Origin of the sequence: Marinobacter sp. C7, from assembly GCF_022343555.1 — a bacterium.
Classification (GTDB): Bacteria; Pseudomonadota; Gammaproteobacteria; order Pseudomonadales; family Oleiphilaceae; genus Marinobacter.
In genome coordinates this window covers 44,115-62,399 of the sequence record NZ_JAKQZH010000004.1, presented here as the reverse complement: position 1 = coordinate 62,399, position 18,285 = coordinate 44,115, and the positions used below count along the sequence as shown (strand labels likewise).

Here is an 18,285-nt window from a genome sequence, read left to right as displayed (position 1 = left end):
TTCCGCCCCTTTTTCATGCCTTCCCAATTCCCCCAAACCGCGTATCATTGCACCCCAGAAAATTCGATACCCAGGCCAGGAGTTCCCATGACCGAGCTGAAAAATGACCGTTTCCTGCGTGCCCTGATGCGCCAGCCCGTAGACCGTACCCCGGTATGGATGATGCGCCAGGCCGGCCGTTATCTGCCGGAGTACCGTGCCACCCGGGCCAAGGCCGGTGATTTTCTCAGTCTGTGCAAGAATACCGAGCTGGCCTGCGAGGTGACACTGCAGCCCCTGGAGCGTTACCCCCTGGACGCCGCAATCCTGTTCTCCGATATCCTGACCATTCCGGATGCGCTCGGACTGGGGCTGTATTTCGAGACCGGGGAAGGGCCCAAGTTCAAGCACACCATCCGTTCGGCGGCGGATGTCGATGCGCTGCCGGCGATGAACCCGGAAGTGGACCTCGACTACGTCATGAACGCCGTGTCCACAATCCGCTCCGCGCTGGGCGGCCGTGTTCCGCTGATTGGTTTCTCTGGTAGCCCCTGGACCCTGGCGACTTACATGATCGAGGGGGGTTCCTCCAAGGATTTCCGCGAGGCGAAAAAGCTGATGTATGGCCAGCCGGAGGTGATGCATCGCCTGCTGGATCATCTGGCGAACGCGGTGATTGACTACCTGAACGGCCAGATCAAGGCCGGCGCCCAGGCCGTGCAGATCTTCGATACCTGGGGTGGTGTGCTGAGCAGCTGGGCCTACGAGGAATTCTCGCTCCGTTACATGAAGAAGATTGTCGACGGTTTGATTCGCGAGAGTGACGGCCGGCGGGTTCCGGTGATCCTGTTTACCAAGAACGGTGGCCAATGGCTCGAGACCATTGCCGATTCCGGTTGTGATGCCGTCGGTCTGGACTGGACTACCGATATTGGCAACGCCAGGGCCCGGATTGGTGACCGCGTTGCTCTGCAGGGCAATATGGACCCGGCCATGCTGTATGCCCCCAAAGAACGGATCCGTCAGGAAGTCGCGGACATTCTGCGCCGCTATGGTTCCGGAGCCGGCCATATCTTCAACCTCGGCCATGGCATCACCCCGGATGTGGATCCGGAGCATGCCGGAGCCTTTATCGAGGCGGTTGTCGAGCTGAGCCCTCAATACCACCAGTAACGTGTTTGCATGCCGGCTCTCGCGGTTAGCCGGTGAACATGGGGTCAGATGAAAGCTTTCATCTGACCCCATGTTCGTCTTTCACGGCTGGCGGGATCACCGTGTCGGGACTATGGTCATATAAAAAACCGATAACAGGAGTAACCGCTTGTCCGCGCACGCCCCCGACAAACGCCGATTCCAGCGAATAGAATTCGACGCCCCCTGCGAACTGCACTGGCAGGACAACGTCTGGCGCACCGAGGTACTTGATATCTCCATGAAGGGTGTGCTGGTCAGGCGGCCAGGGGACTGGTCAGCGCCGCTCAGGCAGCCTTGTGAAGTGGTGATCCACCTGGACGATCACTCGACAGCGATTGTCATGGCGGTGGAATTGCGGCACGTGGATGAGCAGCGGCTGGGGTTCAGTTGCCAGTACATTGACCTGGAGAGTGCTACCCATCTCAAGCGACTGGTGGAATTGAATCTGGGGGACCCGACTCTGTTGCAACGGGAGTTTGCAAGATTGGTCGGTAATTGAAAACGAGGTCGGACGTAATTCAGGCGGCCTGACGTAACTCAGGGGTCTGATGTAAACCTTCATCTGACCCCATGCTCCAACCACCCCAGGCTCTGAAAGTTAGCTCCGGGGTCAGATGAAAGCTTTCATCTGACCCCTCCTTCAGACCTAAAACTCCTCCAACGCCGCCAGCGCATCACTCAGCTTCGCCACCGGCACCACCTTCATCCCCTCAACCGGCTTTCGCGGCACATTGGCCTTGGGCACCAGGGCCCGGGTAAAGCCATGCTTGGCCGCCTCGTAGATCCGTTCCTGCCCGCTGGGCACCGGGCGAATTTCGCCGGACAGGCCCACCTCCCCGAAGATCACCAGATCCTGGGGCAGGGCACGGTCACGGAAAGAAGACACAATGGCGGCCAGCAGAGCCAGATCGGCACTGGTCTCGTTGACCTTGACGCCGCCCACCACGTTGACGAAAACATCCTGATCCGACACATGCATGCCGCCATGACGATGCAGCACGGCCAGCAGCATGGCCAGCCGGTTCTGGTCCAGACCGACGGCAACACGCCTCGGATAACCACCCTGGGCCATGTCGACCAGGGCCTGGATTTCAACCAGCATCGGCCGGGTGCCTTCCCAGACCACCATGACAACACTCCCGGGCGCAGCCTCCTCTCCCCGGTTCAGGAAGATGGCGCTGGGGTTCTTCACCTCTTTAAGGCCTTGCTCCAACATGGCGAACACGCCCAGCTCGTTGACAGCACCAAAGCGGTTCTTGATGCCTCGCAGGGTGCGGTAACGACTGTCGCTGGAACCCTCCAGCAGGATCGAGCAGTCGATCATGTGCTCCAGTACCTTCGGCCCCGCCAGGCTGCCGTCCTTGGTGACGTGACCGACCAGGAACAGGATGGTGCCGGTCTGTTTGGCAAAGCGGGTGAGGAACGCGGCACTCTCCCGGACCTGTGATACCGAGCCCGGAGCGGATTCGATATCCGCCACATGCATCACCTGGATACTGTCTACCACCAGGATTTTCGGCTTCTCGGCCTCGGCGACCTGCATGACCCGCTCCACGCTGGTTTCAGACAGCATCTTCAGATCCCGGGTAGGCAGGCCAAGGCGTTTTGCGCGCATGGCCACCTGCTGCAGCGATTCCTCACCGGTGACATAGAGTGCCGGAACGCTTTCGGCCAGATGGCAGACCGCCTGAAGCAGCAGGGTACTCTTGCCCGCCCCCGGGTGGCCGCCCATCAACACCGCTGAGCCCTCCACCAGGCCACCGCCGAGTACCCGGTCGAACTCCTGCATGCCGGAGCTGATACGCGGCTGCTCGGCCAGACTGACATCGTCCAGGCTCTGGACTGCGGACAGACTGCCGGCAAAGCCCTCGAAGCGAGCGCCGCGGGCACCTTTGGCATTGTTGCTGATGCCGCGCACCTCGCTGACGGTGTTCCAGGCCTGGCAGGCAGTGCACTGGCCTTGCCACTTGGAGTAATCGGCGCCGCACTCGGTGCAGACAAAGGCGGTTTTTGCTTTGGCCATGGGGGATTCCTGGAAGAAAGGGAGGGTGATCGGTAAAGACGGGGTCAGATGAAAGCTTTCATCTGACCCCATTTTCACGCTGGCCTTCGATATCTCCGGGGTCTGAAGAAAGCCTTCTTCAGACCCCACCTTCACTCACCCTCAGGCCAGCTTCTTATACTTCATCCGCTTCGGCTGCATCGCAGAATCGCCCTTGCGCTTCTTGAAGTCCTCGTCGTACTCGGTGAAGTTACCGTCGAAGTAGACCACTTCACCATCATCCTCGAACGCCAGGATGTGCGTGGCCACCCGGTCCAGGAACCAGCGGTCGTGCGAGATGACCAGCGCGGAGCCCGGGAAATTCAGCAGGGCTTCTTCCAGGGCGCGGAGGGTTTCCACGTCCAGGTCGTTGGTGGGTTCGTCCAGAAGCAGAACGTTGCCGCCCTGTTTCAGCAGCTTGGCCAGGTGCAGGCGGTTACGCTCACCGCCGGACAGATCGCCAACCCGCTTCTGCTGGTCGCTGCCCTTGAAGTTGAAGCGGCCCACGTAGGCCCGTGACGGCGTCTCGTAGTTGCCGACCTTGATAATGTCCTGGCCATCGGAGAGTTCTTCCCACACGGTCTTGCTGCCGTCCAGATCACGCATCTGGTCGACATAGGCGATATCCACCGTCTCACCGATGGTGATGTTGCCGGAATCGGGCTGGTCGTAGCCGGCCAGCATTTTGAACAGGGTGGATTTACCGGCACCGTTACCACCGATGATGCCCACGATGGCGCCCGGCGGTACGCTGAAGGAGACGTCTTCGTACAGCAGACGGTCATCGAAGGACTTGCTGATGCCGTCCACTTCAATGACCTTGTTACCCAGCCGCGGTCCGGGCGGGATATACAGCTCGTTGGTCTCGTTGCGCTTCTGGAACTCCTGGGAGCTCATCTCCTCGAAGCGGGCCAGACGGGCCTTGCTCTTGGACTGGCGGCCCTTGGCGTTACTGCGAACCCACTCCAGTTCCTGCTTGATGGCCTTCTGGTGGGACGCCTCCTGCTTGGCCTCCATCTCCAGGCGCTTCTCCTTGTTCTCCAGCCACTGGCTGTAGTTGCCTTCGAACGGGATGCCGTGGCCACGGTCCAGTTCGAGGATCCAGCCGGCGACGTTGTCCAGGAAGTAGCGGTCGTGGGTAATGGCAACCACGGTGCCTTCGTAGTCGTGCAGGAAGCGCTCGAGCCAGGCTACGGATTCGGCATCCAGGTGGTTGGTGGGCTCGTCGAGCAGCAGCATATCCGGGCCGGACAGCAGCAGGCGGCACAGCGCGACGCGGCGGCGTTCACCACCGGACAGCACGTTCACTTTCTGGTCCCAGGGCGGGAGGCGCAACGCATCGGCGGCGACTTCCATCTTGCGTTCGATGTCGTGGCCATCGGTGGCCTGGATGTAGGCTTCCAGTTCACCCTGTTTCTTGGCCAGGGCGTCGAAGTCGGCGTCCGGCTCGGCGTAGGCGGCGTAGACCTGGTCCAGTTCTGCCAGGGCGTCATGGACGCCGGCGACCGCCTCATCGACGATTTCCTTGACAGTCTTGTCTTCGTCCAGCTCCGGTTCCTGTGGCAGGTAACCGACGTTGATGCCCGGCTGAGGGCGGGCTTCGCCGATGTAATCCTGGTCCACGCCCGCCATAATACGCAGCAGGGTGGATTTACCGGCACCGTTCAGACCCAGTACGCCGATCTTGGCGCCCGGGAAGAAGCTCAGGGAAATGTCCTTGAGAATTTCACGCTTGGGCGGAACCACCTTGCCCACGCGGTTCATGGTGTATACGTACTGGGCCATAACTGGCTGTGTCCTCTGTTAAATTCGGAGGTAATAAAAGGTTACTTGCAGATTAGCCACGTAAGGTAGCGAAACAGGCTCGCTATAGCAATTGAGGAGAAACCGAAGATTGCGATGTGACGGTATCTGCGGACGGTTTAAAGGATGATTTTTCACCCGATTTCAAGATAGAATAGCGGCCCAATTTTTCCGGGCCACCGGCATCTTGTCCTCGCGGGCAGGACGCCGGGCCAGCAAAGCACACAGAGGCAGCACATCCATGTTTAATCGTGATATGAAAATCGCCGGCTACGACGACGAACTCTGGACCGCGATGGAAGAGGAGCGCAAGCGTCAGGAAGCGCACATCGAGCTGATCGCATCCGAGAACTATACCAGCCCGCGGGTGATGGAAGCCCAGGGCAGTGTGCTGACCAACAAGTATGCCGAAGGCTATCCCGGCAAGCGCTACTACGGTGGCTGCGAGTTTGTCGACAAGGCCGAGGTGCTGGCCATCGAGCGCGCCAAAGAGCTGTTCGGCGCCGCCTACGCCAACGTGCAGCCGCACTCTGGTTCCCAGGCCAATTCCGCGGTGTTCATGGCTCTGCTCAAGCCGGGCGACACCGTGCTGGGCATGAGCCTGGCCCACGGTGGTCACCTGACCCATGGTGCCAGTGTCAACTTCTCCGGCAAGATCTATAACGCGGTGCAGTATGGCATCAACAACGAAACCGGCCTGATCGATTACGACGAGATCGAGCAACTTGCGGTCGAGCACAAGCCGAAGATGATCATTGCCGGCTTCTCTGCCTACTCACAGGAACTGGACTTTGCCCGCTTCCGCGCGATCGCCGACAAGGTTGGTGCGTACCTGTTCGTGGACATGGCTCACGTGGCTGGCCTGGTCGCCGCTGGCGTCTACCCGGATCCGGTCCCCCATGCCCACGTGGTGGCAACCACAACCCACAAGACCCTGCGTGGTCCCCGTGGCGGCCTGATCCTGGCCTGTGACGACGAAGACCTGCAGAAGAAGCTGAACTCCGCCGTCTTCCCGGGTGGTCAGGGCGGTCCGCTGATGCACGTGATTGCCGCCAAGGCTGTGTGCTTCAAGGAAGCCATGAGCGACGAGTTCAAGGCCTACCAGCAGCAGGTGGTGAAGAATGCCTCCGCCATGGCTGAGGTGTTTGTCGAGCGTGGTTACGACGTGGTTTCCGGCGGCACCAAAAACCATCTGTTCCTGGTCAGCCTGATCAAGCAGGACATCACTGGTAAGGATGCCGATGCAGCGCTGGGCCGTGCCCACATCACCGTTAACAAGAACGCAGTTCCCAACGACCCGCGTTCCCCGTTCGTTACTTCCGGTCTGCGGATCGGCACCCCGGCCGTGACCACCCGTGGTTTCGGTGAGTCCGAGTGCCGTGATCTGGCTGGCTGGATGTGCGACATCCTCGACAACCTGGAAGACGATGCCGTCAATGCCCGTGTGCGCGAGCAGGTCGAAGCCCTGTGCGCCCGCTTCCCGGTCTACGGCTAAACTTCAGGCAAGACCCTGCCGGGCCGGCAGACTGATAACCGGCCCGGCTCCTCTCCGGAGTTCCCGATTATGCATTGTCCTTTCTGTGGTGAAGCAGATACCAAGGTGATTGATTCTCGGCTCGTGGCCGAGGGGGATCAGGTGCGCCGCCGCAGGGAGTGTCTGTCCTGTCACGAGCGTTTCACGACCTTTGAAACCGCCGAGCTGGTGATGCCTCGCGTGGTCAAGCAGGATGGAACCCGTCAGCCTTTTGATGAGGACAAGCTGCGTGCCGGTCTCATGAAGGCGCTGGAGAAACGGCCTGTCTCCATCGAGGAGATCGATGCGGCGCTGAATCGGATTAAATACCGCCTGCGGGCTACCGGCGAGCGGGAAGTCAAGTCCATGCAACTGGGTGAAGAAGTGATGACCGAGCTCCGGCAGCTGGACAAGGTCGCCTATGTTCGGTTTGCGTCGGTCTATCGCAGCTTCCAGGACATCAATGAATTCAAGGAAGAGATTGAGCGGCTCTCCGCCAACAACGGTGAGAACGCCGTGGATGTGGCCAAGGCACTGGCGGACAATCACTCCCGGAAAGGCAAGTCATGACCGACGTCCGTGACCGGGCAATGATGGCCCGCGCCGTTCAGTTGGCTTGGAGGGGGCGTTACTCGACCCATCCGAATCCGCGCGTTGGCTGTGTTATCGCCCAGGGCGATCGTATCGTGGGCGAGGGCTGGCATGAGCGTGCCGGTGAGGCCCATGCGGAAATCCGGGCATTGAGCCAGGCTGGTGCAGAGGCAAGGGATGCAACCGCCTATGTGACCCTGGAGCCCTGTAGTCACTTCGGTCGGACGCCGCCTTGTGCGAGGGCGCTCATCGAGGCCGGGGTGGCCCGTGTTTTTGCCGCTACCAAGGACCCCAATCCGTCGGTTTCCGGGCGCGGCCTGGATATGCTTCGGGAAGCGGGAATCCGGGTAACCGAGGGCCTGCTGGCGGATGAAGCTGCCCGGTTGAACCCTGGCTTCATGAAACGCATGAATACCGGGCGTCCCTGGGTGCGCCTGAAAATGGCGGCAAGCCTGGATGGCCGGACCGCGATGGCCTCCGGCGAAAGCCAGTGGATCACCGGCCCCGCAGCGCGACGGGATGTCCAGCGCCTCAGGGCAATGAGTGATGCCATCCTGACCGGTGTTGGCACCGTGTTGGCGGACGATCCGTCCATGACCGTCCGCCGGGAGGAATTGGGCGACATTGGTGATGCCACCGAGCCGTCCCGTCAGCCACTTCGGGTGATTGCCGACCGGGATGCGCGCACACCGCCGTCTGCCACCATCCTCCGGGGCGGCAACGTCCAGCTGTTCTGTGCATCGTCGGCCTTGCCCTCAGCGCCTGCCCAGGATCTGGCGGCCCTGGGAATCAGTCTCACCGGTGTGGCGTGGAAAGATAACGGCGTGGACGTGGCTGAATTGCTGGAATCGCTGGGTGAACTGGGTATTAACGAGCTGCTGGTTGAGGCAGGCCCAACCCTCGCCGGAACTTTCATCAGCGAGAACCTGGTAGATGAATTGTGGCTCTATCAGGCCCCGGTATTTCTCGGCAGTACCGGACGACCCACGGCAAACCTGCCACTGGAAACCATGGCGGACAAGGTACAATGGAACGTACTGGACCGGCGTCAGGTGGGCGAGGATCAGCGCCTGATCCTTACCCCGCGCTAATTCACTAAATTCATGGCCCGGGCAGGGTGGATGTCTGCCGGGAAGCCAAAAGGGTGCGACACCGTATGGCACTGAACAGCATTGAAGAAATCATCGACGATATCCGTCAGGGCAAGATGGTCATCCTGATGGATGATGAGGACCGGGAAAACGAGGGTGACCTGGTGATGGCGGCCGAACACTGTACCGCCGAAGCCATCAACTTCATGGCACGGTTTGGCCGTGGTCTGATCTGCATGCCGATGACCCGGGACCGCTGCGAACAGCTGGGCCTGCCGCTCATGGTGCAACAGAATGCCTCCGGGTTCGGAACCAAGTTCACCCTGTCCATCGAGGCCCGAGAAGGTGTAACCACCGGCATCTCAGCTGCCGATCGTGCCCGCACCGTACAGGCAGCGGTGGCGAAGAATGCCAAGGCGTCCGATCTGGTCCAGCCCGGCCACATCTTCCCGCTCATGGCGGATCCGGGTGGCGTACTCAGTCGTGCCGGCCACACCGAGGCTTCTTGCGATCTGGCCGCCCTGGCCGGTAGCGAGCCGGCCGGCGTGATCTGCGAGATCATGAACGATGACGGCTCCATGGCCCGCCGGGAGGATCTGGAGCGGTTTGCCGAGGAGCACGACCTCAAGATCGGCACCATTGCCGACCTGATCCATTACCGCACCATGAACGAACGGACCATCGAGTGCGTTGAGGAAAACGAACTCGACACTGAGTACGGTGTGTTCAAGCTGCGTACCTACCGGGACAACATCCAGGGTGCCACCCACCTGGCCATGGTTATGGGAGAGATCAGCCCGGAAGAGCCGGCTTTTGTGCGTGTCCATATCACCGATACGCTGCGGGACCTGCTCGGTGCGAGACGCAAGGATTCCCGGAGTTGGCCGCTGCACCATGCCCTTGAAAAAGTGGCCAACGAGGGGCGGGGCGTTGTGGTCCTGCTCAACAGTGCTGAAGACAGCTATAACCTCGAGGACAGGATTCACGAGTTCTTCGACGAAGGCCAGAAATCTGCCGGCAAAGGCAGCTCTGGCGTCTATTTCACCGTGGGGACCGGATCTCAGATCCTGCGGGACATCGGCGTCGGCAAGATGCGCCTGCTGAGTCCGCCCATCAAGTTCTCCGCTATTTCCGGCTTTGATCTGGAAGTGGTGGAGTACGTTCCCTACACCCCCGAATGAGAAACCCGGTCGTCCTGAAGGCTGGACGGCCAGTGAAGGAGCCATCGATGGCAGATATCAAGGTAATTGAAGGTGATTTTACCCAGTGCAGCGGCCGTTATGCCCTGGTCGTGGGTCGTTTTAACGGTTTTGTTGTGGAAAGCCTGGTGGAGGGCGCAGTGGACACTCTGCGCCGGCACGGAATTTCCGACGACGACATCGCCATTATCCGGGTGCCAGGCGCCTATGAAATGCCACTGGCGGTCAAGCGTGTGGCCGAGACCAGCGAGTATGACGCCATCATCGCGCTTGGCGCGGTCATTCGTGGTGGCACGCCGCATTTCGAATACGTGGCCGGTGAGGCCTCCAGCGGACTGGGGGCAGTCAGCCTGGACACTGACGTGCCGGTAACCTTCGGCGTTCTGACGGTCGATTCCATCGAGCAGGCCATCGAGCGCTCTGGCACCAAGGCTGGCAACAAGGGCGCCGAAGCAGCCATTACCGCGCTGGAAATGGTCAGCCTGTTCAAGAAGCTGGGTGAGTAATGAGCGAAACTGACGGCACCACACCTCAGCAGCCCGCCTCCGGGCAACCCAAGGCCGGTGACCGCCGCCGCGCCCGGGTGCTGGCGATGCAGGGTTTGTATCAGCGCCATTTCAGCAAGAGCTCGATCTCCGACATCGAGGCCGAGTTCATGGTCGATAACGACATGAGCAAGGTGGACCTGCTGTATTTCCGGGACCTGCTGCGTGGCGTGCACCGTGACCAGGGGGAACTCGATGGCTTGCTGGAACCCTACCTCGATCGCCCTCTGGACGAAGTGGATCCTATTGAGTTGGCCATCGTCCGCCTGGGTGCGTACGAGCTCAAGAACCGGCTGGACGTTCCCTATCGGGTTGTCATCAACGAGGGGATTGAGCTGGCCAAGCGGTTCGGAGGTACTGAAGGCCACAAGTTCGTCAACAGCATCCTCGACAAGCTCAGCCGTCGTCTCCGCCTGGCCGAGACGCGTCCTCGCTGAGTAATGGGTGAATTTGACCTGATCCGTCGTTATTTCCTGCCGGTGGCTGAGAAGGGGCACCACCCAGACCTCGTGTTGGCCCTGGGGGATGACTGCGCGATCCAGAGCGTTCCGCCGGATCAGGACCTGGTGTTTTCAATCGACACCCTGGTTGAAGGCGTTCACTTCCCGGCACACTACTACCCTGACTACACTGCCTGGCGGGCGCTGGCGGCCGCCGCCAGTGATCTGGCGGCGATGGGGGCAGCTCCGGTCTGCTTCACGCTGGCGTTGAGCCTGCCAGAGGCCGACGAAGCCTGGCTCGAGGGGTTTGGCCGAGGGCTGGCGCAGGCCGCTTCCCGGTTCGGGTTGGCCCTGGCCGGGGGCGATACCACCCGGGGGCCTCTGACCATCTCCATACAGGTTCACGGCACCGTTGCGAAAGGGCAGGGGCTGACGCGCTCCGGAGCCCGGACCAATGATCTGGTCGCGGTGTCCGGCACCCTGGGCGATGCCGGCGCAGCCCTGGATTTTCTTGATGTTCCCGAACCCGGCGAGGATGGGTGTGCGCTACTGGAGCGTTATCACCACCCCCAGCCCCGATTGGAATTGGGGCAGGCCCTGCGCGGGTTCGCATCCGCCTGCATTGATATCTCGGATGGCCTGCTCGCCGATCTTGGCCACATCCTCGAGCGTTCTGCGGTAGGCGCAACCATCAATCCGGAACTGCTTCCGTTGTCTGTGCCGTTGCAGCATTATGCCGGGGACCGTGCTCAGGACCTGGCGCTTTCGTCCGGCGATGACTACGAGTTGTGTATTACCATCAGCGAGGCCCTCTGGGAAAGGCTGCCAGCGGCAATAAAAAAACAGTTGACGGTAATCGGCTATATCGACCGGGGAGAGGGGATTCGGTTCACCGATGGCAAGGTAGCGGATTCAGGTGCGCAGGGCTTCGATCATTTCGGGAGTACTTCATGAGTCGTGAGCAAGATCTCGGTGAACCGGAACTGACGCAGGCGATTCTGCCGCCGGGTTTCCTCAAGCATCCCGTGCATCTGCTGGCGTTCGGGTTCGGCAGTGGCGCCGCGGCCCGGGCTCCCGGAACCTGGGGCAGCCTGGCTGCTATTCCGCTCTGGTATGGGATTGCCTGGCTTCCCGCAATGGCTTACTGGGCTGTGGTGGCGCTGGCCTTTCTTGTGGGCATCTGGTTGTGCGGAAAAACGGCGCAAGACCTGAAGGTTCACGATCATGGCGGCATTGTCTGGGATGAGTTTGTCGGCATGTGGATCGCACTGGGCTTGTTTCCCGACCAGATCTACGGGGTGCTCATGACCTTCGCGCTGTTCCGGTTATTCGACGTGGTCAAGCCATGGCCTATCGGCTGGCTCGACGAGCGCCTGCCGGGTGGTTTGGGCATCATGGTGGATGACGTCGTCGCCGGCTTTATGGCACTGGGCTGCCTTTATGCCATCGACCGCTGGTTGATGCCCATCATTATCTGACCGGGTCGGTCAGTGCAGTCTCTGCTCTTCCGGCAGCATCCGCACAACGTGCAGAAAACGCTTCAGACCGATTTCAGCCCGCTCCCGAGAGCTGAAAGGACCACTGTCAAAGCCTTCTCGGGTGGTAAAGTACCATTTGCTCCCGACGCAGAAGAATCGACTGCTGCGAAAGGGGACGGGCCCCGCTTCCCCGGACCTGGATTGAGTGTCCATGATATCTCCTGAGCCCGTTTCTGATTTTTTTCTGCCGGGCGCCATATAATTTCAGCCGATTGTTTAAAATTAATCCAATCGGGAACAAATTCAACATTTTTTTACATTTGTGGGTTTCCGCCCGCAGAAGCTGTTTCCGAAGCCCGGCCACTGACCTTATGGCTGTCTTGCGCTTGCAATGGCAGGGGGGCAGAATGCAGGACACCGAGTTCGGAGCCCAAACCCTTTTCTTTTCCCGCGATATCAAGGAGATTACATGAGAGTCGGTCGTTTATCTGCTGTCTTCAAGTCACTGCTGGCCAGTGTGCTTGTCCTTGCCCTTGCGGGCTGCGCGTCGAGCATCAGCCGGGTGGAAACCTGGGAAGGGGAGCCGAACAACGCCGGTGATGCCGCGACCCTGAAGGCACCAGGGGAAATCAAGGTCAGCCGCGTAAACGGGCGGTCGGTAACCAATTTCCTGATGGATGACCTCGCTCTTGATTTTGCCCTTCTGCCGGGTCAGAACGAGGTAGTGTTTACCTACAAGACCATCTGGGCAAAATCCGGTGTGGTCGAGAATGGTGAATCGAAAGTCCACGTTATTGAGAGCGAGCCACAGGTCGTCCGCTTTGAAGCCGCCCCCGGCTCGGTCTATCGGTTTGATTATGCCAAGCCGTCCAGCCTTGCAGAGGCCGAACGGATGATCGAGACATTCTCGGCAGCGGTTGTCACTGACAGTGGGCAGGAAATTGCCGTATCCACTGGCTGGGATCCCGGGCAAAGTGTGGCGGACCGCACTCCACTTCCGGATTCAGGGGCAGAGGGGGCTGCGGAGCCTGCTGCCACCGGCACGGCCCTGGAGCAGCTCAAGTCGATCTGGGCAACCGCCAGTGAGGAGGAGAAGCGCGCTTTCCTGCGCTGGGCGTTCGAGTAAACCCTCCCGCGCAAGACCCTCTCAGGCCCGGAACCGCTTCAGGGTCTTGCGCAGCACGCCCTCCAGAAAGGTCAGCGCCTCATCCGTCAGGCTTTGCCCTGTCACCTCTCCTGGTACCTCTCCATTTTCGGCGGGCTCAACTTGCGGCGCATTGGACTCGATGCTTGCCAGACTTCCTTCGACCAGGTCCGGAAGTGACACCCCGTCTGCCACCACATCAGGGCACAGCGTGAAGTTGAGGGTCAGCTTGCCCTGATAACTCACGGCCACAATCACCAGCCCCATACTGTCAAACAGCGGCGCTGTATTGTATTGACGTACCAGTCTTGCGCCCTGCAGGTACAGTGGTACCTGGGGCCCGGGCACATTGGTGATGGGCAGGTTGAAGACAGGTTGATAACGCTGGGCTATCTGCAATTCCGAGTACAGTCGGGCCGAAAGGGCCAGCATGGTAGACGGAAGCATCTCGGTCAGCCGGTCGGCCGCGATGGCTTCACGGTACGGCTCGGAGGCGACGGCATTCCAGTGAATCTGCCGGATACGCCGGGCCGGATCGGGTTCGTTCGTGGCCAGATCCAGCAGCATGGCAGACATCTGGTTGCCGGTTGCCCTGCGCAGGCTGCTGGAGCGGACTGAAATGGGCGTCATGGCTACCAGTGAAAGTCCGGTATCCGCGCGCTGGGTCACCAGATAGCGTCGCAGTGTCTCGGCGCACAAACCCAGAACAACGTCGTTCAGAGTAACGTCCCCGAGGGTAGCCTTGATTGCTTTCAGCCGGGAGAGCTCGACCGTTGCAGCCACAATCTGCCTGTTTGCGGTGATCTGGCGATTGAATGGACTGTGAGGCGCGGAGAACAGTGGCAGCGGTAAAGGCAGTTTGCGCAATTGCTTCTGGATCACCCCTCTGGCCGTTGCTTCGGCCGCCGTCATCGCCAGGGAGGTAACCTGCAACGGGGTGCGCAGCAGGTTCACACCTGCCTGAAGCATCACGCGTTCCTCCGATGGCTCGGGGCATGGCTGCCAGGGCTGAGGCGGCGTGATGGGGCGAGGCTCCGGTGTGTATTCAAGCAGCTTACCGATGATTTCTTCACCGCTGAAGGCATCGATGGCGGCATGGTGCAGCTTGACGATCAGGGCGAAGCCTTTTTTTCCCCTGGAGCCCTGCTCCTGGCGGTCCAGGTCGGGGTCAGAAGAAACCGTTCTTCTGACTCCATCCTCGTTACCTAGCGTAAAACCATCCACAAACGTGATGTGCCAGAGCGGCCGATCCCGTTTCAGCGGCTCTTCCAGTATCTTCGAAGCCAGCGCCATCAAATCCGACTGATGGCTGTGTTCCGCTAGATTCACATACGCCAGGTGGCGCTCGATGCTGAAATCGGGGTCATCGATCCAGTAGGGTCGCCCGAGCCGGAGCGGGATTTCCTTCAGGCGCTGGCGGAACACGGGAACGACATGCAGGCGGCTGCGCAGGTAGGAAACAAAGGTGCTGAACGGGAGCGGTTCGTCCCGGTTGCTGGCATCGAACAGGTACACCCCGCCAATGTGCATGGGTGCAGTTTCCGATTCCAGATACAGGAACGAGGCATCGAGCTCGGACAGCTGCCGCATTATGAGACTCCCTTCGGCATGTTTTCTCCGCAGTATAAACGAATGGCCGGTCTATCCGGTTGACCATGGTGGCTGCCGCCCGCCGGTTCCGCGGCCCTAACAACGGGGTCAGAAGAAAGCTTTCTTCTGACCCCTTGTTCACCTCCCCCCCAGTTCCGCGACCCGGCACTCGGTCGGCATGCCAGTCTCAGTCCCTGAGCCAGGAGCGGATGTCGGTGTCGTCCTGCAGTCGGTCCCAGAACCACATCAGCGCCTTACCCTGATCTTCAGCATGGCGGGCAAGGTGCAACATGATCGGCTGGCGAGGTTCGTGGACCTCCTTTTCGATCAGGGTGCCGGTTTCCAACTGGCTGCGGATGCGGGCCTTTGGCAACCAGCCCACCCCCAGCCCGGACTCCTGGATCGCGATTTTCTGATCGATGTTGGCCACCGTCAGGGTGCGTTGCCGTCGGAATATACCGGCATGGCCCGGCGGTAAGGCCCGGGAGGTATCGGCGGCGACAGCAGCCGGGAAGCCGGAAATGTCCTCCTCCGAAAGTGGTTCGTCGGCACCCGCGAGAGGGTGGCCCGCGGCTACCGCGAATACGAACTCCATTTCGCCCAGGCTTCTGGTAGTGAAGTTGCCTGCCGGCTTGCTGAAGTGATCGGCGCCCACGACCAGGTCCACCCGCCGGCTTTGCAGTGCATCCCAGGCGCCGGCAAAAACCTCTTCGACAACCTGGACGTCGACGGGCACCCCGAGGTTGTAGAAGTCACGAATGGCGGAGAACAGGCACTGCGCCGGCAGCAACGAATTGAAGCCGATCTTCAGCCGGGTTTCCCAGCCCTGGGCCACCTGTTTCGTGGTGTGGGCCAGGTTCTCCGCGGCTTCCAGCAGCGCCCGGCCTTCCTCCAGCAGGTAGCGACCGGCGGGTGTCAGAATGGCCCGATGGCCGCTGCGATCGTAGACATCCACGTCCAGATCTTCCTCCAGTTTCTGGACGGTATAGCTGATGGCGGATGGAACCCGGAACAGTTCCGCCGCTGCACCGGCGAAGCTGCCCCTTCGGTCAATGGCATCAAGGACTTTCAGGGCGTCTATGGTGATGGCTGTATGCATGTTCGAAATATCTGAGGTAGTTGGCCAGAAATGCTTGTTTGAGAGGGTAGCAGCCGGGGCTTTATTCTTCCTTACAAATTATTGTGAAGGAGTTGATGATGGGGCTTCTGGTTGACGGCAAATGGCAGGACAAGTGGTACGACACCGACAAGACCGGCGGTAAATTCGAACGTGAAGCGGCCCGGTTCCGGAACTGGGTGACGGCAGACGGATCGCCGGGTCCGAGCGGCGAGGGTGGATTCAAGGCAGAAAGCGGCCGGTACCACCTGTACGTGTCCATGGCCTGCCCCTGGGCGCATCGGACGCTGATCTTCCGCAAGCTCAAGGGGCTGGAGAAACACATTTCCGTTTCCGTGGTCCACCCGGACATGGTGGAAAACGGCTGGGAATTCCGGCCCGGAAACGAGCAACATCGGGATCACCTGCACGATTTCCGGTTTATGTACGAGGTCTATACCAAGGCGGCTCCAGACTATACTGGCCGCGTGACCGTGCCGACACTATGGGATAAGAAGCGGGAAACCATTGCCAGCAACGAATCCGCCGAGATCATCCGGATGTTTAACTCGGCCTTCAATGAGCTGGACGGGGTCAATGCCGAGCTGGACTTCTACCCGGAGGCGCTGCGCCCGGAGATCGATGAGGTCAACGAGCGGGTTTACCACACCGTTAACAATGGCGTGTACAAGGCCGGTTTCGCCACCGCCCAGGACAAATATGAGGAAGCCTACCGTGCCTTGTTCGAGTCCCTTGATTGGCTTGAAGAGAGGCTGTCACGGCAGCGTTATCTGGCGGGGGCACAGCTGACCGAAGCTGACTGGCGCCTGTTCACCACCCTGATCCGGTTCGATGCGGTGTACTACAGTCACTTCAAATGCAACCGTCATCCGATCCGGGAATTCCCGAACCTGTCCGCGTACCTGCGGGACCTGTATCAGGTGCCGGGCGTGGCGGAGACAGTGGATATCGGCCAGATCAAGCGCCACTACTACGTGAGCCAGCGCACCATCAACCCGACCCAGATTGTGCCGGTCGGCCCGGAGCTGGATTTCGACGCGCCCCACGGGCGGGATAAATTCGGGGGCTAAGGTCCAGGAAGGGGTCAGATGAAAGCCTTCATCTGACCCCAATTTAAAGTCTAACCACAGGGGTCTGATGAAAACTTTCATCTGACCCCATGTTTACTCTCACTCAAAACCCGGGGTCAGAAGAGCGCGTTCTTCTGCCCCCTTCTTCCGATCAATTCACCCGAGCTACGGCAACCTCGGTCAACAATTCCAGGGCGTCCCTGTGCCCGGAATCCTCGACGCCGTCCAGGCAGCTTCGGGCCAGCTCCGCCTGCTCACGCGCCTTCGCCATGGTGTACTCGATCGCGCCGGAATCCCGCACGATCTGCAGGATGGCCGGCAGATCATCGAGTCCACCCTTACGAATCGCCTGGCGAATCAACTGCCGTTCCTCATCACCGCCATTGGCCATGGCATAAATCAGCGGCAGGGTAGTTTTGCCTTCGGCCAGGTCATCACCCACATTCTTGCCCATGGCTTCGGCATCGCCCTGGTAATCCAGCACGTCATCCACCAGCTGGAACGCCAGTCCCAGGTGCTTGCCATAATCCCGCAGGGCCTTTTCCCGGTTTTCATCCGCGCCGGCCAGCAGAGCACCGGTGTGGGATGCGGCCTCGAACAGCATCGCGGTTTTGTTGTGGATGACCTTCATGTACTGCTCTTCGGTCAGATCCGGGTTCTTCACGTTCATCAGCTGCATCACCTCGCCCTCGGCAATCACTGCCGTGGCGTGGGACAGCACATCCATGATCGCCAGGCTTTTCAGCTCCACCATCATCTCGAACGCGCGGGCGTAGAGGAAATCACCCACCAGAACGCTCGGTGCGTTGCCCCACTTGGCATTGGCGGTGCTTCGGCCCCGGCGCAGGTCAGAAGTGTCCACCACATCGTCATGGAGCAGGGTGGCGGTGTGCAGGAACTCGATCACGGCGGCGAGCTTGAGGTGATTGTCTTCGCCGTAGCCCAGGGCGCGGCTGGAAAGTAACACCAGAAGCGGCCGAAGTCGTTTGCCGCCGCTTTCAATGATGTATTGGGCGATTTTCTCCACCAGGGGGACGTCCGAGGCAAGCCGCTGGATGATCAGGTCATTGACGCGGCTGAAGTCATCCGCCACGGTGTCGTAGATACGCTGGGCTGTCATGGGGCTTGAGGGTCCCTTGCTGGTGTTTCTGTTGATATTTCGGGCAGGTCGCCGCAATGCTAGGTATTGGCGGGTATGGTGTCAACGTTAACGCGGCGAAGACGGGGTCAGAAGAAGGCTTTCTTCTGACCCCAGGTCCAATCTGGCCTCAGGGGCCTGAGGCAAACTCTCGGGGCTGATGCAGGCTCAGGGGTCTGATGAAAGCCGTCATCAGACCCCATCTTATGCCTCACTCCGGACTTGCCTGGTTCCACATCTTCCCGTACAATCACGCGCCCAACTCATCCCAACCTGCGCTCCCTGCTATAGGGTTGCCAGAGCGCTTCCCTTAGAACCAGGTGGATAAGAGCAGGGATGGGTCAATCGCGGA

The 18,285-nt window shown here is 60.3% G+C and carries 18 protein-coding genes; 12 read left to right on the top strand and 6 right to left on the bottom strand.

The features are described from left to right. Positions 1 to 87 precede the first annotated feature (87 nt). On the top strand, positions 88 to 1,152 hold the full coding sequence (gene hemE, locus MD273_RS16425; protein ID WP_239038894.1) for a uroporphyrinogen decarboxylase: 1,065 nt from the start codon (positions 88 to 90) through the stop codon (positions 1,150 to 1,152). A gap of 148 nt (positions 1,153 to 1,300) precedes the next feature. After that, positions 1,301 to 1,672, top strand: a complete 372-nt coding sequence (locus MD273_RS16420; RefSeq protein WP_239038893.1) for a PilZ domain-containing protein — start codon at positions 1,301 to 1,303, stop codon at positions 1,670 to 1,672. Positions 1,673 to 1,819: 147 nt separating this feature from the next. Here the strand turns inward: MD273_RS16420 and radA are convergent, their stop codons facing one another. Further along, positions 1,820 to 3,196 (bottom strand): DNA repair protein RadA, encoded by a 1,377-nt coding sequence (radA, locus tag MD273_RS16415; RefSeq protein ID WP_239038892.1) that lies wholly within the window; start codon positions 3,194 to 3,196, stop codon positions 1,820 to 1,822. A 141-nt stretch (positions 3,197 to 3,337) separates the two neighbouring features. Continuing rightward, positions 3,338 to 4,999 (bottom strand): energy-dependent translational throttle protein EttA, encoded by a 1,662-nt coding sequence (ettA, locus tag MD273_RS16410; RefSeq protein WP_239038891.1) that lies wholly within the window; start codon positions 4,997 to 4,999, stop codon positions 3,338 to 3,340. A 259-nt stretch (positions 5,000 to 5,258) separates the two neighbouring features. On the opposite strand from ettA, the gene glyA reads away from it, so the two are divergent. From glyA to MD273_RS16370, 8 genes are all read left to right on the top strand, one after another. Next, entirely contained in the window at positions 5,259 to 6,512 is a 1,254-nt protein-coding gene (gene glyA / locus MD273_RS16405; RefSeq protein ID WP_239038890.1) for a serine hydroxymethyltransferase, read from the top strand. A gap of 69 nt (positions 6,513 to 6,581) precedes the next feature. Beyond that, positions 6,582 to 7,100: a transcriptional regulator NrdR gene (gene nrdR / locus MD273_RS16400; protein WP_092005696.1), complete on the top strand. Its 519-nt coding sequence runs from the start codon at positions 6,582 to 6,584 to the stop codon at positions 7,098 to 7,100. Continuing rightward, on the top strand, positions 7,097 to 8,212 hold the full coding sequence (gene ribD, locus MD273_RS16395) for a bifunctional diaminohydroxyphosphoribosylaminopyrimidine deaminase/5-amino-6-(5-phosphoribosylamino)uracil reductase RibD (protein ID WP_239038889.1): 1,116 nt from the start codon (positions 7,097 to 7,099) through the stop codon (positions 8,210 to 8,212). Before nrdR ends, ribD begins: the two co-directional genes overlap by 4 nt. A 65-nt stretch (positions 8,213 to 8,277) precedes the next feature. Next, the gene (gene ribBA, locus MD273_RS16390) at positions 8,278 to 9,393 is read left to right on the top strand and encodes a bifunctional 3,4-dihydroxy-2-butanone-4-phosphate synthase/GTP cyclohydrolase II (protein WP_239038888.1); all 1,116 of its coding nucleotides are present in this window, start codon (positions 8,278 to 8,280) and stop codon (positions 9,391 to 9,393) included. Positions 9,394 to 9,440: 47 nt separating this feature from the next. Beyond that, complete coding sequence (gene ribH / locus MD273_RS16385; protein WP_239038887.1) at positions 9,441 to 9,917, top strand: 6,7-dimethyl-8-ribityllumazine synthase; 477 nt, start codon at positions 9,441 to 9,443, stop codon at positions 9,915 to 9,917. Continuing rightward, on the top strand, positions 9,917 to 10,393 hold the full coding sequence (nusB, locus tag MD273_RS16380; protein ID WP_239038886.1) for a transcription antitermination factor NusB: 477 nt from the start codon (positions 9,917 to 9,919) through the stop codon (positions 10,391 to 10,393). Before ribH ends, nusB begins: the two co-directional genes overlap by 1 nt. A 3-nt stretch (positions 10,394 to 10,396) precedes the next feature. Then, positions 10,397 to 11,350 carry a thiamine-phosphate kinase gene (thiL, locus tag MD273_RS16375; protein WP_239038885.1) on the top strand — a complete coding sequence of 318 codons (954 nt, stop codon included), beginning with the start codon at positions 10,397 to 10,399 and terminating at the stop codon, positions 11,348 to 11,350. Further along, positions 11,347 to 11,874 (top strand): phosphatidylglycerophosphatase A family protein, encoded by a 528-nt coding sequence (locus MD273_RS16370; protein ID WP_239038884.1) that lies wholly within the window; start codon positions 11,347 to 11,349, stop codon positions 11,872 to 11,874. Before thiL ends, MD273_RS16370 begins: the two co-directional genes overlap by 4 nt. A gap of 9 nt (positions 11,875 to 11,883) precedes the next feature. On the opposite strand, the gene MD273_RS16365 is transcribed toward MD273_RS16370, so the two are convergent. After that, positions 11,884 to 12,087 carry a DUF6316 family protein gene (locus MD273_RS16365; protein ID WP_239038883.1) on the bottom strand — a complete coding sequence of 68 codons (204 nt, stop codon included), beginning with the start codon at positions 12,085 to 12,087 and terminating at the stop codon, positions 11,884 to 11,886. A gap of 256 nt (positions 12,088 to 12,343) precedes the next feature. On the opposite strand from MD273_RS16365, the gene MD273_RS16360 reads away from it, so the two are divergent. Further along, entirely contained in the window at positions 12,344 to 13,000 is a 657-nt protein-coding gene (locus tag MD273_RS16360) for a DUF2057 family protein (RefSeq protein ID WP_239038882.1), read from the top strand. A 21-nt stretch (positions 13,001 to 13,021) separates the two neighbouring features. On the opposite strand, the gene MD273_RS16355 is transcribed toward MD273_RS16360, so the two are convergent. Next, positions 13,022 to 14,608 (bottom strand): wax ester/triacylglycerol synthase family O-acyltransferase, encoded by a 1,587-nt coding sequence (locus MD273_RS16355; protein ID WP_239038881.1) that lies wholly within the window; start codon positions 14,606 to 14,608, stop codon positions 13,022 to 13,024. A gap of 187 nt (positions 14,609 to 14,795) precedes the next feature. Next, positions 14,796 to 15,707: a LysR substrate-binding domain-containing protein gene (locus tag MD273_RS16350; RefSeq protein ID WP_239038880.1), complete on the bottom strand. Its 912-nt coding sequence runs from the start codon at positions 15,705 to 15,707 to the stop codon at positions 14,796 to 14,798. A 98-nt stretch (positions 15,708 to 15,805) separates the two neighbouring features. Between MD273_RS16350 and MD273_RS16345 the strand changes: the two genes are divergently transcribed. After that, complete coding sequence (locus tag MD273_RS16345; protein WP_239038879.1) at positions 15,806 to 16,795, top strand: glutathione S-transferase family protein; 990 nt, start codon at positions 15,806 to 15,808, stop codon at positions 16,793 to 16,795. Between the two features lie 151 nt (positions 16,796 to 16,946). Here the strand turns inward: MD273_RS16345 and ispB are convergent, their stop codons facing one another. Next, the gene (ispB, locus tag MD273_RS16340) at positions 16,947 to 17,915 is read right to left on the bottom strand and encodes an octaprenyl diphosphate synthase (RefSeq protein WP_239038878.1); all 969 of its coding nucleotides are present in this window, start codon (positions 17,913 to 17,915) and stop codon (positions 16,947 to 16,949) included. Positions 17,916 to 18,285: the final 370 nt, after the last annotated feature.

What these genes read in the sequence shown, in the direction of transcription:
- hemE (WP_239038894.1), top strand. Translation starts at nt 88, where the DNA reads ATGACCGAGCTGAAAAATGACCGTTTCCTGCGTGCCCTGATGCGCCAG.
- radA (WP_239038892.1), bottom strand. Translation starts at nt 3,196, where the DNA reads ATGGCCAAAGCAAAAACCGCCTTTGTCTGCACCGAGTGCGGCGCCGAT.
- ettA (WP_239038891.1), bottom strand. Translation starts at nt 4,999, where the DNA reads ATGGCCCAGTACGTATACACCATGAACCGCGTGGGCAAGGTGGTTCCG.
- glyA (WP_239038890.1), top strand. Translation starts at nt 5,259, where the DNA reads ATGTTTAATCGTGATATGAAAATCGCCGGCTACGACGACGAACTCTGG.
- nrdR (WP_092005696.1), top strand. Translation starts at nt 6,582, where the DNA reads ATGCATTGTCCTTTCTGTGGTGAAGCAGATACCAAGGTGATTGATTCT.
- ribD (WP_239038889.1), top strand. Translation starts at nt 7,097, where the DNA reads ATGACCGACGTCCGTGACCGGGCAATGATGGCCCGCGCCGTTCAGTTG.
- ribBA (WP_239038888.1), top strand. Translation starts at nt 8,278, where the DNA reads ATGGCACTGAACAGCATTGAAGAAATCATCGACGATATCCGTCAGGGC.
- ribH (WP_239038887.1), top strand. Translation starts at nt 9,441, where the DNA reads ATGGCAGATATCAAGGTAATTGAAGGTGATTTTACCCAGTGCAGCGGC.
- nusB (WP_239038886.1), top strand. Translation starts at nt 9,917, where the DNA reads ATGAGCGAAACTGACGGCACCACACCTCAGCAGCCCGCCTCCGGGCAA.
- thiL (WP_239038885.1), top strand. Translation starts at nt 10,397, where the DNA reads ATGGGTGAATTTGACCTGATCCGTCGTTATTTCCTGCCGGTGGCTGAG.
- MD273_RS16370 (WP_239038884.1), top strand. Translation starts at nt 11,347, where the DNA reads ATGAGTCGTGAGCAAGATCTCGGTGAACCGGAACTGACGCAGGCGATT.
- MD273_RS16365 (WP_239038883.1), bottom strand. Translation starts at nt 12,087, where the DNA reads ATGGACACTCAATCCAGGTCCGGGGAAGCGGGGCCCGTCCCCTTTCGC.
- MD273_RS16360 (WP_239038882.1), top strand. Translation starts at nt 12,344, where the DNA reads ATGAGAGTCGGTCGTTTATCTGCTGTCTTCAAGTCACTGCTGGCCAGT.
- MD273_RS16355 (WP_239038881.1), bottom strand. Translation starts at nt 14,608, where the DNA reads ATGCGGCAGCTGTCCGAGCTCGATGCCTCGTTCCTGTATCTGGAATCG.
- MD273_RS16350 (WP_239038880.1), bottom strand. Translation starts at nt 15,707, where the DNA reads ATGCATACAGCCATCACCATAGACGCCCTGAAAGTCCTTGATGCCATT.
- MD273_RS16345 (WP_239038879.1), top strand. Translation starts at nt 15,806, where the DNA reads ATGGGGCTTCTGGTTGACGGCAAATGGCAGGACAAGTGGTACGACACC.
- ispB (WP_239038878.1), bottom strand. Translation starts at nt 17,915, where the DNA reads ATGACAGCCCAGCGTATCTACGACACCGTGGCGGATGACTTCAGCCGC.